The sequence below is a fragment of the Paenibacillus sp. J5C2022 genome, assembly GCF_025567625.1.
Taxonomy (GTDB): domain Bacteria; phylum Bacillota; class Bacilli; order Paenibacillales; family Paenibacillaceae; genus Pristimantibacillus.
The window spans coordinates 108,520-123,311 of record NZ_JAOQJC010000022.1 but is presented as its reverse complement, the minus strand read 5'-3'; the positions used below and the strand labels follow the sequence as shown (position 1 = coordinate 123,311).

At 50.9% G+C, this 14,792-nt stretch carries 8 protein-coding genes and 2 CRISPR repeat arrays; of the genes, 7 read left to right on the top strand and 1 reads right to left on the bottom strand.

Going from position 1 to position 14,792, the window contains the following annotated elements:
• Window positions 1–31: 31 nt before the first annotated feature.
• A CRISPR array of direct repeats spans window positions 32–2,372; the repeat unit is 32 nt; unit sequence GTCGCTCCCTACGCGGGAGCGTGGATTGAAAC.
• Between the two features lie 314 nt (window positions 2,373–2,686).
• From cas3 to cas2, 7 genes are read left to right on the top strand one after another with little or no spacing between them, the layout of a single operon-like run.
• Window positions 2,687–4,969, top strand: coding sequence for a CRISPR-associated helicase Cas3' (gene cas3 / locus M6D81_RS18340; protein WP_262678364.1), 2,283 nt, complete (start codon window positions 2,687–2,689; stop codon window positions 4,967–4,969).
• 19 nt (window positions 4,970–4,988) lie between these two features.
• Window positions 4,989–5,633: a type I-C CRISPR-associated protein Cas5c gene (gene cas5c / locus M6D81_RS18335; RefSeq protein ID WP_262678363.1), complete on the top strand. Its 645-nt coding sequence runs from the start codon at window positions 4,989–4,991 to the stop codon at window positions 5,631–5,633.
• Window positions 5,630–7,432, top strand: a complete 1,803-nt coding sequence (cas8c, locus tag M6D81_RS18330) for a type I-C CRISPR-associated protein Cas8c/Csd1 (protein WP_262678362.1) — start codon at window positions 5,630–5,632, stop codon at window positions 7,430–7,432. The genes cas5c and cas8c overlap by 4 nt, the downstream gene beginning before the upstream one ends.
• A gap of 23 nt (window positions 7,433–7,455) precedes the next feature.
• Window positions 7,456–8,334: a type I-C CRISPR-associated protein Cas7/Csd2 gene (gene cas7c / locus M6D81_RS18325; RefSeq protein WP_262678361.1), complete on the top strand. Its 879-nt coding sequence runs from the start codon at window positions 7,456–7,458 to the stop codon at window positions 8,332–8,334.
• A 19-nt stretch (window positions 8,335–8,353) separates the two neighbouring features.
• The gene (gene cas4, locus M6D81_RS18320) at window positions 8,354–9,022 is read left to right on the top strand and encodes a CRISPR-associated protein Cas4 (RefSeq protein ID WP_262678360.1); all 669 of its coding nucleotides are present in this window, start codon (window positions 8,354–8,356) and stop codon (window positions 9,020–9,022) included.
• A gap of 23 nt (window positions 9,023–9,045) precedes the next feature.
• Window positions 9,046–10,077: a type I-C CRISPR-associated endonuclease Cas1c gene (cas1c, locus tag M6D81_RS18315; RefSeq protein ID WP_262678359.1), complete on the top strand. Its 1,032-nt coding sequence runs from the start codon at window positions 9,046–9,048 to the stop codon at window positions 10,075–10,077.
• A 12-nt stretch (window positions 10,078–10,089) separates the two neighbouring features.
• Complete coding sequence (gene cas2, locus M6D81_RS18310; RefSeq protein WP_262678358.1) at window positions 10,090–10,380, top strand: CRISPR-associated endonuclease Cas2; 291 nt, start codon at window positions 10,090–10,092, stop codon at window positions 10,378–10,380.
• Between the two features lie 172 nt (window positions 10,381–10,552).
• Window positions 10,553–13,801: direct repeats of the CRISPR family, unit length 32 nt; unit sequence GTCGCTCCCCATGCGGGAGCGTGGATTGAAAC.
• Window positions 13,802–13,999: 198 nt separating this feature from the next.
• On the opposite strand, the gene M6D81_RS18305 is transcribed toward cas2, so the two are convergent.
• Window positions 14,000–14,749, bottom strand: coding sequence for a GNAT family N-acetyltransferase (locus M6D81_RS18305; RefSeq protein ID WP_262678357.1), 750 nt, complete (start codon window positions 14,747–14,749; stop codon window positions 14,000–14,002).
• Window positions 14,750–14,792: the final 43 nt, after the last annotated feature.

Here is a 14,792-nt window from a genome sequence, read left to right as displayed (position 1 = left end):
CTCTCTTCGATTTTACCGCCAAGTCCCGGTGGTCGCTCCCTACGCGGGAGCGTGGATTGAAACGTAGAATCTTATTTGTATGTCCGACTGCTCACGAGTCGCTCCCTACGCGGGAGCGTGGATTGAAACTTCGCGTAGACAACGAGTTCGCCGCCGCGGTCAGTCGTCGCTCCCTACGCGGGAGCGTGGATTGAAACAATAAAACAAGAAACATATGAATAGCGGACAATAAGTCGCTCCCTACGCGGGAGCGTGGATTGAAACGCCGCTGCACCAGTAGGAGACAACGCGCGGTGAGGTCGCTCCCTACGCGGGAGCGTGGATTGAAACATAATGTTATTATCTATGATCCAGACCGTTGGAGGTCGCTCCCTACGCGGGAGCGTGGATTGAAACCTCCTTGGGGGATAGGGCGGCATTGATGCGGTCAGTCGCTCCCTACGCGGGAGCGTGGATTGAAACCACTCCAGCACCTTCTTGGCTACTTCAGCCCGCGTCGCTCCCTACGCGGGAGCGTGGATTGAAACCATCAGCGGCGATTTTACGATATCGGCACGCAGGTCGCTCCCTACGCGGGAGCGTGGATTGAAACCGTCTGATCGCAATGAACAGTTGCCAGCCGTTGGTCGCTCCCTACGCGGGAGCGTGGATTGAAACGAGTCAGGATTTGCCTTGATATATTCCACTACGTCGCTCCCTACGCGGGAGCGTGGATTGAAACCATTCGGTACGTTAGCCAACTGTGCAAGCGTCGAGTCGCTCCCTACGCGGGAGCGTGGATTGAAACAAGTATAACCAGTACAGCGATCCTGCATATCAAGTCGCTCCCTACGCGGGAGCGTGGATTGAAACGATTCACACGGGCGTAAAACGTGTTATCTGATATGCGTCGCTCCCTACGCGGGAGCGTGGATTGAAACAAACTTGGGCGCAAGTATCAGGATATGCAAGATTTGGTCGCTCCCTACGCGGGAGCGTGGATTGAAACCAATTGGCATTAGACGTAATCGATCCATCTGAAGTCGCTCCCTACGCGGGAGCGTGGATTGAAACTTAGCTAATCGCCATCCCCAAATCCCCAATATGAGTCGCTCCCTACGCGGGAGCGTGGATTGAAACTTCGGATCCTTATATCCTGTCCGTGCCCGATAGGTCGCTCCCTACGCGGGAGCGTGGATTGAAACAGGACTGCCAAGCTCGGCACCCACTTCGTCATGTGTCGCTCCCTACGCGGGAGCGTGGATTGAAACATGAGGAAATAGGGAGGAATTGAAATGTCAGCAGGTCGCTCCCTACGCGGGAGCGTGGATTGAAACAACAGAGCGTCAATACCGTTAAGCTCGATGCCCCGTCGCTCCCTACGCGGGAGCGTGGATTGAAACGATACATAGCACGAACCAACTCCTTGATCTGTTCGTCGCTCCCTACGCGGGAGCGTGGATTGAAACCACATATTACCTGTCACCAATAATCCACCGTGTCGTCGCTCCCTACGCGGGAGCGTGGATTGAAACGTCGCATTCATCTGATTTACTGTCATAGCATTAAGGTCGCTCCCTACGCGGGAGCGTGGATTGAAACCAGTAGTAGAAACAACCGTCATCTCTAGCGCTGTGTCGCTCCCTACGCGGGAGCGTGGATTGAAACCTCGTTATTGACTGACCACTACCGCATACAATGGTCGCTCCCTACGCGGGAGCGTGGATTGAAACATTTTTTCGATTTGACTTTCAATTTTGCGCAGCAGGTCGCTCCCTACGCGGGAGCGTGGATTGAAACGTGAAACTCTACGGGCTCGACGCTGGGAACCGTGGGTCGCTCCCTACGCGGGAGCGTGGATTGAAACGCCCATTAATGCGCTCACCAGCCGCTGGTCGTTGGTCGCTCCCTACGCGGGAGCGTGGATTGAAACGTCGAACCGGCGAAGCGCCTGCCCCACGCCCTGAGTCGCTCCCTACGCGGGAGCGTGGATTGAAACCTTGTCCTCGAAGCGGAGACCCATGTACAGGTAAGTCGCTCCCTACGCGGGAGCGTGGATTGAAACATAGACTTTGAGAAAATGCGCCCTGTCTGCCATTGTCGCTCCCTACGCGGGAGCGTGGATTGAAACGTTGGAGCAATCATTCGATTTGATCGACAATAACGTCGCTCCCTACGCGGGAGCGTGGATTGAAACAATGTAATAGATATATATGCCTAGTATATTGTAGTCGCTCCCTACGCGGGAGCGTGGATTGAAACAGCAGTCAGCTGATCCTCCCGATTTACCTTGTCAGTCGCTCCCTACGCGGGAGCGTGGATTGAAACTTGAGGAAACGGGAATCAGCGATATTGCCTATGGTCGCTCCCTACGCGGGAGCGTGGATTGAAACAACCAGGTCCAGGCGATCCGCCGGTATCTCCTCGTCGCTCCCTACGCGGGGAGCGTGGATTGAAACTGGAAGTCGAGGATTTAATACACGCCATGATATCGTCGCTCCTTGCACAGGAGCATAGCCGCTCCTTCAGCAGTGACGCTTGCTGAATTGGGCGTTTTTTTATATAGGCGTGTAGACCTAAAAAAAGCACATGAAATTTTTGTGAATTTAAAGGAAAACATTAACTTTTATAGAATATGATATGATGGCGTTTGATTTTGTCGAAAATTGGTTTTCTAGCTCATTTCCTTATAGAAGGTGGGTGAAATATGTCTTTTTATGCGCATACGAAGGAGGAAGGCCAGCCCCAAATGCTGCTGCATCATTTGGAAAATGTAGCACACTTGGCTGAACAGTATGCGAATGTTTTCGGGGCAGGCCACTTAGGATATATCGCTGGACTGATGCACGATCTGGGAAAGTATTCAGAAGAGTTTCAACAGCGTCTTGCCGGGAGTAAGCGGCGCGTCGATCATTCTACTGCAGGAGCAAGATGGACCCTTCAAGCTGAATGGTTAACGAAATATAAGGGTGCGACGGGACTCGATGCTTTTTTTGCAAAGTTAGTGTCTATGGCTATTGCCGGACATCATGGTGGCCTGAGAAATTACGGCACGAAGGACGCAGAAGGTACATATTGGCATCGTATCGCAAGAGAATCTCCCTCTATTCCATCATACACAGCAGCATGGGGAGAGCTTCATATTAAAGAAATGCGAAGAGCAATTCCCTATGGCTTCACTCCTAAGCTGCTTTGTGTAGATAATCTGGGATGGAAGTACAGCTTTCTAGGACGAATGGTCTATTCAACTCTGGTGGATGCCGACTCCGTGGATACAAGGGACTACTGCAATGATGATGATCGATTACTGATGGAGAATAGATCAATTCCGTCTATGCAACAATTGTTTGAAAGGCTGCAATTGCACTTGAAGTCATTCAGCGATGCGGACAGCTCAGTCGTCAACAGGCAGCGCCAAAGCATTCAACAAGCTTGTTTGCGTCAAGCCGAATTACCGCCCGGTTTATTTTCGCTCTCTGTACCGACAGGCGGTGGGAAGACGTTCTCTTCGCTTGCATTTGCTCTGAAGCACGCCAGCTTGCATGGCAAACGCCGAGTCATTTATGTCATTCCGTTTACTAGCATCATTGATCAGACAGCACGACATTTTCGGAAAGCAGTTGGAGACGAAGCTGTGTTGGAACATCACTCTAATTTCAATCACGAAGAATATTCGGAAAATTATGACGATGACGAGGTTAGAAGATTAAAGCTGAGTACCGAGAACTGGGATATGCCCATAATTGTCACGACATCGGTACAGTTTTTTGAGTCGCTATTCGCCAATCAGAGAAGCAAGTGCCGGAAATTGCATCATATCGCCGATGCTGTCGTTGTACTCGATGAAGCACAGAGCTTGCCCAGAGGCTATATGGCGCCATGCTTACGAGCATTGGAAGAACTGGTAGAATCGTATGGCTGCACGGCTGTATTATGCACGGCTACGCAACCTCCTTGGGAACAACTCGGTGCTGCGGTTACAGAAATGATGGATAGTCCTACTCCTCAGGAGTTGTTCCAATCGTTCAAACGAGTAGAAATCTCTTCGCACGGATCGCCGGCAGAGCCGATCGGCGATGAAATTGTCGTCGATTGGATGCTGAGCAACAAGCAAGTACTCTGTATTGTCAATACTCGCAGACATGCCAAGGAACTGTATGATCGGTTGAAAGGGGAAGCTGCTGAAGGTCTGTATCATCTTAGCGGCCGCATGTGCGCCAGACATCGTCATGAGGTGTTGGAGGAGATCAAGGAACGATTGGTAGATCAACTCCCCTGTCGATTAATATCCACTCAGCTTATTGAAGCTGGTGTAGATATTGATTTTCCTATCGTGCTGCGCGCGATGGCAGGGCTGGATTCCATCGCACAAGCGGCAGGCAGATGCAATCGGGAAGGGAATCGCGATAAGGGCGAGGTGCGGGTCTTCTATCCCGAGCAGCACGGCATGCCTTCGCGAGGTTGGATGAAAGAAACAGCGACGGAAGCGGGCAATGTGATGCGTTATGTGCATGCAGATCCGTTGTCACAAGAAGCGATGGATAACTACTTTGATCGAATTTACGGATTGAATGGCACTTCAATAGCAGTGAAGCAACGCTTCCGCTCGCATAACAAGCTTATTGACTCCGAGGGTATTTTGGATTTGTTGTGGGACAAGCGGAAGAACGGGGAAATCCCCTTTCAGGAAATTGCGGAGCGTGTTCAGTTTATCGATGATAAAATGCGGGCCATTATCGTGCCTTACGATGAGAAGGCGGTGAAGTGGATCGAGGAGTTAAAGGGCAGCCCGTACCCGAATAAGCAACTTCGTGCCTTGCAGCCTTATTCGGTTCAAGTGTACCAGTATGAGTTGACTGCCATGCTACAAGCCGATTTACTGCGGCAAGCAAGCGGTGCGTTATATTTGACCGACGCTTCCTATTACAACGAAGAGGCGGGTCTGCTCCAAGCGGATGCTTCTGTTGAGCAAGACATTTTAATTTTCTAATAATGAAGGAGATGTACGCATGGGTTACGGGATCAAGCTGAAGGTATGGGGAGATTATGCTTTGTTCTCCAGACCTGAGATGCGGGTAGAGCGAGTAAGCTATGATGTCATGACGCCCTCAGCGGCCAGAGGGATTCTGGAAGCCGTACATTGGAAGCCGGCTATCAACTGGCGGGTCGACCGCATTCATGTGCTGAATCCCATCGTATTCGACAATATTCGGCGCAATGAAGTTGAGTCGAAGGCATCGAAGAGAAAGACGGAGATCTATGCAGCTGAAGAGCGTCAACAACGCGCATCTTTGGTGCTTAAAGATGTTGCTTATATCATAGAAGCCCACTTTGAGATGACCGACAAGCAAGGGGAGGAAGATACGCCGGAGAAGCATTATAATATCTTCCTTCGTCGGGCAAGACAAGGCCAGTGCTTTCATCGGCCTTACTTCGGAACACGTGAGTTTCCGGTTCAATTCGAGTTGATCGAGGAGGGGGATATGGCTCATAGTGTGCATACAGGCACAGTGGATCTCGGTTATATGCTGCTGGATCAGACTTATCAATTGAATGACAAGGGTGAAGTTGTGCAAGTGACGCCGTATTTCTTCCGGGCGGAGATGATTAACGGCATTGTGGAGGTTCCGTCCAGAAGGGAGGCTATGCGTTGATCCTTCAATCGCTCTACGCCTATTACGAGAAATTGCTGGAAGAAGAAAGCGATGGCATTCCGCGAGAAGGGTATAGCGCTGTTGCTGCGGCTTTTGAAGTTCATTTGGACGAAGAAGGACAAGTTTCCAGTATTATTCCTTATGTGAATGAAAAGGGTAAGCCGGCGAAGCGAACTTACATTGTGCCGGAGCAGCGGAAACGAGCAGGGAAGACAATCGTTCCATACTTTCTCTGTGATAAAGCGGAGTACTTATTTGGGGAATCGTTGGAAATGCGGGAAATATGTCGAATAGAGATGCGAGCGGAGTGGCAGAAGATTTTAGATAGAGTGAAAGAGAATACGCCTGAAGTACAAGCTCTCCATAAGTTCATTGCATGGGATGCCGAGCAGCTAACTGCACAGTTGGACGGAATACTGTCGGAGGATGTGCGAGCTTCATTGCTGGGTGGCGGTTTTTGCGTGTTGCGATATGCACCGACAGGGCGGTATATGCACGATGACCGCATGTTGCAGACAGCTTGGGAGGGCTACAGCCAACAAGAGCAGGACGGAGCGGCAGGGGAAGAGCAAATGTGTTTAATGACGGGAGAAATTGTACCTGTCAGCCAGATTGCAAGGCTTCATCCAAACATTAAAAATGTAGTAGGCGCTCAATCCTCTGGCGCAGCGATTGTTTCATTCAATATTCCTTCTTTCTGTTCGTACGGCAAGGAGCAATCCTATAACGCCCCAACTTCCAAAAAAGCGGCCGATGCATACGGCTATGTCCTGAACAGATTGCTGGCAGATCCCAAGCATCGCGTGCGCTTTAACGATACGACAGTTGTGTTCTGGGTAGAGTCGGGTCGGCAAGAAGAACAGGATTTCCTGACATGCTTATTGCAGGAAAGCAGTGAGCAAGGAAGTAAACACTCTGAAAGTCCGGATGCTGATAGTATTCGAGAACGAGTCAAGGGCGCTGTTGAAGGGATACGCAAAGGCCAGCGGTTCCAAGATACGTTCGATGATTTGAACGGAGATGCCAAGTTCTATGTGCTGGGCCTGTCGCCGAATGCGGCGAGAGTTGCCATCCGCTTCTGGTATACCGGGACGCTGAAAGAGCTGGGAGCTAAAGTATGGCAGCATTATGAAGACTTGTCCATCGTAGGTCTGAACCGTAGCCCCGCCATTCGTGAGATACTGCGGGAGCTGGCCGTTGGCCGAGAGTGGGGCAACATTCCCCCGAACATGGAAGGACAATTGTTCCGATCGGTGATGCTTGGCGGAGCTTATTCCCGTGCTGTATTCGTTCAGCTAATCAATCGGATACGAGCGGACAAGGACAATCCGCAGAAGGGGATTTATAAGATCGGAGCATTGCGGGCAGCGATGCTGAAAGCATATTTAAAGCGTAGCGCTCGCTTGAGAGGCGACGATCAATTGGAGGGAGAGCTGACAATGGGCGAAAATATAGAATCTACAAGTGTGCCGTACCATCTTGGAAGATTGTTTGCTTGTCTGGAGAAAGCGCAGGCGAATGCACTAGGCCAGCAGTTGAATGCTACAGTGAGAGACCGTTTCTGGGGGGCGGCTTCGGCATCTCCGTCTACCGTGTTTCCAAGATTGTTGAATCTGGCGCAGCATCATGTGTCCAAAGACGAGAAATGGGGCAAGTACAATGATGATCTGATTCAGAAAGTAATGTCAGCTTTGCCGGAGAAGCTTCCTCGCAGAATGACATTGGAAGAGCAAGGCATGTTTGCTATCGGTTATTACCATAAGCGCGAAAGCTTCTATAAGAGCCAGCAAGACCAATAAACCGGAAAAAGGGGATATCCGCTATGAATAAAACACCATTAACGAAAAGATATGAGTTCGTTCTATTATTTGACGTAGAAAATGGGAATCCGAACGGCGACCCTGATGCAGGAAATCTGCCGCGCATCGACCCGGAGACAGGCTGCGGTCTCGTTACGGATGTATGCATGAAGCGCAAAGTGCGCAATTATATTGAGCTAGCGCAGGAAAATGCGCCGTCATATGAAATCTACGTAAAGGAAGCAGCCGTCTTGAATAATTTGAACAAAGAAGCATTCCAGCATCATCCCGATATGGAGTTGAAAGAGAATAAAGCGGAGAAAATGGAGGCGAAAAAGCGGGAGGATCAGCAAACGCTGGCTCGGTGGATGTGTGACAAATATTATGACATACGCGCATTCGGCGCGGTCATGACTACGGGAGTGAATTGCGGGCAGGTGCGCGGTCCTGTACAATTCAGCTTTTCCAAAAGTGTAGACCCGATCTCGCCTGTTGATGTAACGATTACTCGCATGGCGGTGACGAATGAGAGGGATGCAGAGAAGGAGCGCACGATGGGGCGCAAGAGCATTGTACCTTATGGCTTATACCGGATGGAGGGCTTCATCTCGGCTCCGCTTGCGAATCAGACGAACTTCGGAGAGGAAGATTTGGAACTGCTATGGTCAGCGCTAGTGAATATGTTCGATCATGACCGATCCGCATCGAGAGGCAAGATGGCTGCGCAGAAACTGATCGTATTCGAGCATGATTCGAAGCTTGGCAACGCTCCGGCCCACAAGTTGTTCAAGCTCGTTCAAGTCGAGCGCAGACCGGAGTCGGAAATGCCACGTTCTTTCGACGATTATGAGGTGACAATTGGTGATGCGCCTGGCGGCGTAACCATATTGGAGAAGCTGTGAACTGATAGGGGGCGGGGCGATGATAGTGGAAATAGAATCGGATGATGATTATCTTATGATTTCGGGTATTCAGCATTATGCCTTCTGCCCCCGTCAGTGGGCATTGATTCATATCGAGCAGCAGTGGAAGGAGAATGTGCTGACGACTGAAGGCAATGATGTGCATGAACGGGTGGATGATGACAACTTCGATGAAACCCGAAAGGATAAGCGCATCGTTCGCAGAATGCCCTTGTTATCGGAGGAATACCGTATACGGGGATTCGCAGATGTCGTTGAGTTTAAACGGGTCGATCTGGATACGCCTGGAACAGTCAAGCTGGAAGGACGCGACGGCTGCTGGCTGGTAAAACCGATTGAATACAAGCGTGGCAAGCCGAAATCGGACGATCGGGATGCGTTGCAACTATGTGCACAAGCGATGTGTCTGGAAGAAATGATGCATGTAGAGATTACAGTAGGTGAAATCTATTATAACGAGATTCGGCGGCGAGAGAAAATTGAGCTGACAACAAGGTTGCGAGAACGAGTTATCGAAGTGATTGGACATATGAGAGAGTTGTATGATTCGGCTCATACGCCTAAAGCTGTGTATAAAAATCATTGCAAATCATGCTCGCTGTTCACATTATGCAAGCCTAAGTGGAGTCAAGATCATGCGAGATCAGCAGCTTATTACGTTAAGTAGGCGATTAAGGAAGAGGTGGAAGCATGAGACGATTGCTGAACACCTTATATCTCACTATGGATCAGGTGTATGTGAGCTGCAAGGGCGAGACATTACTCGTTCGTGCAGAAGGCGTGAAGGAAATACAATTACCCATTATTAATCTGGAATCTGTCGTCATATTTGGGTATCAGGGGATGAGTCCAGAAGCGATGAGTCTTTGTGTGGAGAATAACGTTGCGCTTATCTTTCTCACGCCTGCGGGAAAATTCAAAGCTAGAGTGACTGGGGAGACGACGGGCAATATTCATTTGCGTCGTACGCAATATCGTTGGTGTGATCAAGCGGAGCAGTCTCTGCGGCTTGCCAAACGGTTTATTTACGCCAAGATCGTGAATGCTCGTGTCTCAGTGAAACGTACCTTGAGGGATTATGGGGATCGGGTGGATGTGCAACAGTGTGAGCGAGTTGTGTCATTGCTGAGCAGACAATTAAGAGAAGTTGAGCAGAGCCAGACTTTGGATGAGCTGCGAGGGGTAGAAGGGTTGGCTGCCAGACATTATTTTTCCGCGCTTCCTGAGCAGATTATGGCAGATCGGGCGGACTTCCCTTTCATGGGGAGAGTTAGACGACCGCCGAGAGATCGCGTGAATGCTTTGTTATCATTTTTGTATACATTACTTGCCAGTGATGTGACTAGCGCTTTGGAGACGGTGGGACTAGATCCTCAAGCTGGTTATCTTCATCGGGATCGGCCGGGAAGGAATGGGCTGGCATTGGATTTAATGGAAGAATTTCGCGTGTACTTGGTGGACCGGTGCGTATTGACGCTTATTAATCGGAAGCAGGTAGTGCGCGATGATTTCATTGAGAAAGAATCGGGAGCATTCGTACTGACGGACGACGCTAGGAAAGTTGTGCTGACTGAATGGCAGAAGCGCAAGAAAGAAGAGATTCGTCATCCTTTCTTCGATGAAAAGATAGCGATCGGATTATTACCGTATGCGCAAGCGATGTTGTTAGCACGACATATGAGGGGTGATTTGGATGATTATCCACCATTCTTCTGGAAGTAGAGGAGAACGCTTATGATGGTGCTCATTACTTATGATGTCAACACATCGTCGGAGGGAGGACAGCGAAGGTTGCGTCATGTAGCCAAGACCTGCGAAAATTACGGTCAACGTGTTCAGAATTCCGTATTTGAGTGTTTGGTTGATCCACAGCAGTTTAAAGAATTGCAATTGAAATTGGAGAAAATCATTGACCCGTCCGTAGACAGTTTGAGATATTATCAACTAGGAGCGAAATGGAAGAGGAAAGTCGAGCATGTCGGTGCGAAGCAAGGTTACGATGTGGACGGCTTGTTGTTGATTTAATTGTGCGAACCCCAAGTGAACATGAAAACCCGGGGAGGTTCGCAATCCCTTACTGGGACTGGGGTTACGGGCAGTTTTCAGGGAATCGGACATACGGTTTTTTTGCAAGTTCAGGGGGTTCGCGCAAATTGCCTTATTACTCCTAGAGCCATCAGGCTTTTCTAGGGATGCTGTCGCTCCCCATGCGGGAGCGTGGATTGAAACCGCTATCATCGGCGGGCGCTCCGAATACTACCGGTCGCTCCCCATGCGGGAGCGTGGATTGAAACTCACATACGATCAAGTTGCCGTAATCCCACCTGGTCGCTCCCCATGCGGGAGCGTGGATTGAAACCCGCAGCCTGATTCTCTCTTCTCTGTTCCTTCTGTCGCTCCCCATGCGGGAGCGTGGATTGAAACGGTTTTTAGGCAGCAGTTTGACCACCGCCTCGCAGTCGCTCCCCATGCGGGAGCGTGGATTGAAACCGTTATCGATCAAAAATACCACCCGGTCATTTAGTCGCTCCCCATGCGGGAGCGTGGATTGAAACTGTTCGTCGCCCATTCAATCAGCCGTTGCTCATGTCGCTCCCCATGCGGGAGCGTGGATTGAAACATTGCGTCTCCCACCTTTCTTCACAGTTTGGGGTCGCTCCCCATGCGGGAGCGTGGATTGAAACAGCTCAGTGAAGTGGTCCTTTTGCTTTTGAATGGGTCGCTCCCCATGCGGGAGCGTGGATTGAAACAGCTCCTCCGTCTGTTTGGCGCTAAATTGCACGTCGCTCCCCATGCGGGAGCGTGGATTGAAACATTGTCTATGGAATGCGTTGGATCCTTAACATTGTCGCTCCCCATGCGGGAGCGTGGATTGAAACTAGCGGCTTTGGGTATCCAGCGTAATGCTTTTAGTCGCTCCCCATGCGGGAGCGTGGATTGAAACACTGACTGCGGGATCTTTACGCGAGCAGCTACAGGTCGCTCCCCATGCGGGAGCGTGGATTGAAACTTCAAACCACTTTCTTACTTCTCGTTCTCTGTGGTCGCTCCCCATGCGGGAGCGTGGATTGAAACAAATTCATCGTTCTCATGAACACCATGGGCCATGTCGCTCCCCATGCGGGAGCGTGGATTGAAACGCTTGTTGTCTCGCCCTTCTTCCGGTGCATGTCCGTCGCTCCCCATGCGGGAGCGTGGATTGAAACCATTTCTCGGCGGCATTGTGCCGCTTTTACATGGTGTCGCTCCCCATGCGGGAGCGTGGATTGAAACTGTTTCGAACTCGATCTGCAACGTAAATTCGCCGGTCGCTCCCCATGCGGGAGCGTGGATTGAAACAGCAATAGTCAGGTAGTCCGTGCCGGTAACGCCGTCGCTCCCCATGCGGGAGCGTGGATTGAAACCTTATTGGTCAATGTCTGGAGAGGTAAGCGGTCAGTCGCTCCCCATGCGGGAGCGTGGATTGAAACCTGTAACAGTATCACGAACGCCAGATGTACTAAGTCGCTCCCCATGCGGGAGCGTGGATTGAAACTTACGCCTTCGTACTTTACCAGCAGTTCGCCCCGGTCGCTCCCCATGCGGGAGCGTGGATTGAAACCGCAGGCAGATCGTTGACTGTGAGCGGGACAAGTGGTCGCTCCCCATGCGGGAGCGTGGATTGAAACCGCAGGCAGATCGTTGACTGTGAGCGGGACAAGTGGTCGCTCCCCATGCGGGAGCGTGGATTGAAACATGGTGCTGGAGGAAGTGGTGTAAATCTCTGTATGTCGCTCCCCATGCGGGAGCGTGGATTGAAACCTCCAGGAGCGTAATAGAGACTCGTTTTGTCTGTGGTCGCTCCCCATGCGGGAGCGTGGATTGAAACTGATTGCGATGGGTTGCTACTGCTTCGGCCTTACGTCGCTCCCCATGCGGGAGCGTGGATTGAAACTCAAAAGGTTCATCGTACAGCGGCAGTACCCAGGTCGCTCCCCATGCGGGAGCGTGGATTGAAACTTTACTAAGAAGTAGTGATCAAGTTCAGCAATTGTCGCTCCCCATGCGGGAGCGTGGATTGAAACACTTTCACAATATCAAAATGAAAGTAGTCTGCAGGTCGCTCCCCATGCGGGAGCGTGGATTGAAACCCTTCACGCATTTTGTTATATGCCCACTTTGCCGGTCGCTCCCCATGCGGGAGCGTGGATTGAAACTTGAAATCTTTTGAATGCTCCGCTCATCGTCCAAGTCGCTCCCCATGCGGGAGCGTGGATTGAAACGTCGTATAGGCTGAGTGAATCCAGTTGAAAACAGTCGCTCCCCATGCGGGAGCGTGGATTGAAACAAAATCCTCTCTTGCTCTCGCTGCATCTGCCGTGGTCGCTCCCCATGCGGGAGCGTGGATTGAAACGACTTCCATCCCTCGTTGAATCTGGTACGTGTACGTCGCTCCCCATGCGGGAGCGTGGATTGAAACACGCTCTTTAATCTTCTTTACTGAGATAGATCCCGTCGCTCCCCATGCGGGAGCGTGGATTGAAACTCAGTTCAGCAGTCACCTGCTCGTCAACCGCCAGGTCGCTCCCCATGCGGGAGCGTGGATTGAAACACAATATGGGTCACTCGCGGCATTCGTCACACAGTCGCTCCCCATGCGGGAGCGTGGATTGAAACCAAAGTATCCGCAGTATCTCCCGTGCGCGATCAGGTCGCTCCCCATGCGGGAGCGTGGATTGAAACTATAGGGGCTATTGAACTAACATCAACGTCTGTGTCGCTCCCCATGCGGGAGCGTGGATTGAAACCTATGTTTGCAAAAGTTATTGCCGAAACCTTGAGTCGCTCCCCATGCGGGAGCGTGGATTGAAACCTCGAATCGACTCAATTGTAATCCCCCCGCGCAAGTCGCTCCCCATGCGGGAGCGTGGATTGAAACTAAAGCTTAAAGCTGACAAGATGGCGGTTGGAATGTCGCTCCCCATGCGGGAGCGTGGATTGAAACTAAAGCTTAAAGCTGACAAGATGGCGGTTGGAATGTCGCTCCCCATGCGGGAGCGTGGATTGAAACACAGTTTTGGGTCTACAAGGCGATACACCGCCCTTGTCGCTCCCCATGCGGGAGCGTGGATTGAAACATGAATGACTGCATAATAATAATTCTTTGAATCGTGTCGCTCCCCATGCGGGAGCGTGGATTGAAACTGTGTCGGTCAGTTCGTTGCGGTCGAACTGATCGTCGCTCCCCATGCGGGAGCGTGGATTGAAACAATATCGGTGCCGCATGTTGAGCAATGTTTAAACGTCGCTCCCCATGCGGGAGCGTGGATTGAAACCTTGAGGATATCCTGAGCGATACCGTTTATCTTGTCGCTCCCCATGCGGGAGCGTGGATTGAAACAATGCTTTCCCAAATGAAAATATAAGATCAGAAAGTCGCTCCCCATGCGGGAGCGTGGATTGAAACTGCATAGCTGCGTAGGTTGCATTTGATAGCATATGTCGCTCCTCAAGCGGGAGCGTGGATTTCCCTTTATTGTTCATGATTTAAAGGAGAATTATGGTTCAGGATGCGATGAATTCAGCTCAACCTCGATTACCCAATCGAAGCGCTGGCGAACGCACAGCTGAACTGGACACCCAGGCCAGTTCAGCAATCTCCTGATTATCGATCTTCAGCACATATCCGATACCAATACGTATACTCTTCCTTATACCCCAGCTTGGCGTATAGCCTAATCGCAGGCCTGTTGTCCGCCACGACTGCCAAGTAGCTGTGCTTGGCGCTATTATCGCGTCCCCAGTGCAGCAGATGCAGAATCATCTGCTCGCCATATCCGCGATTGCGGTGCTGCGAGGCCGTTACAATGTCGTACAAGCCGATGTATTCTCGTTCCACAACACCTAGTCCGCAAGCCACAATCTCCCGTGCATCATCATAAAGCATAATGTATCCGGTTCGCCCTTGTATTTTTCCCAGCATTTGTTCCATCGTATGCCTATGCCTGCTGGTCACGCCGCTGAGTCGGCTATAAGTGTCCAGCCATTGTTTACTTGCCCGTTTCTCTAGCGATACGGATGTTATGACAGGGACTTTCACCTCATCCAGCGACCGCGTCTGCACACTTGTCCGATCCACGATTTTGTACCCTCTACCTGCCAGCAGTTCATCCAGACGGGGCGGAGAAGCGAAGGAAGTCAATTTAAAGATGGCAGGCTGCTTCATGACCTTGTAGCGCTGCTCGCATTCGACGATCTTCTCATCAAGCGGAAGATATGAATCATATAGCGGACTAATGGAGTTAGCTCGCTTCGTATAACCGCTAGAAAAGCGCAGCAACCAGCCGTCATAGACGACAGTTGATAATGACGGCCAACCGTTTAAGGACAATTCTTCAATAAATTTGGCATTCACCTTATTCTCTCACGCTCCTTTATTTGTATAATAATACGAAAAA

Excerpts from the sequence above, each read along its gene's own strand:
- cas4 (WP_262678360.1), top strand. The coding sequence starts at position 8,354 with ATGATAGTGGAAATAGAATCGGATGATGATTATCTTATGATTTCGGGT.
- cas3 (WP_262678364.1), top strand. The coding sequence starts at position 2,687 with ATGTCTTTTTATGCGCATACGAAGGAGGAAGGCCAGCCCCAAATGCTG.
- cas7c (WP_262678361.1), top strand. The coding sequence starts at position 7,456 with ATGAATAAAACACCATTAACGAAAAGATATGAGTTCGTTCTATTATTT.
- cas5c (WP_262678363.1), top strand. The coding sequence starts at position 4,989 with ATGGGTTACGGGATCAAGCTGAAGGTATGGGGAGATTATGCTTTGTTC.
- cas1c (WP_262678359.1), top strand. The coding sequence starts at position 9,046 with ATGAGACGATTGCTGAACACCTTATATCTCACTATGGATCAGGTGTAT.
- cas2 (WP_262678358.1), top strand. The coding sequence starts at position 10,090 with ATGATGGTGCTCATTACTTATGATGTCAACACATCGTCGGAGGGAGGA.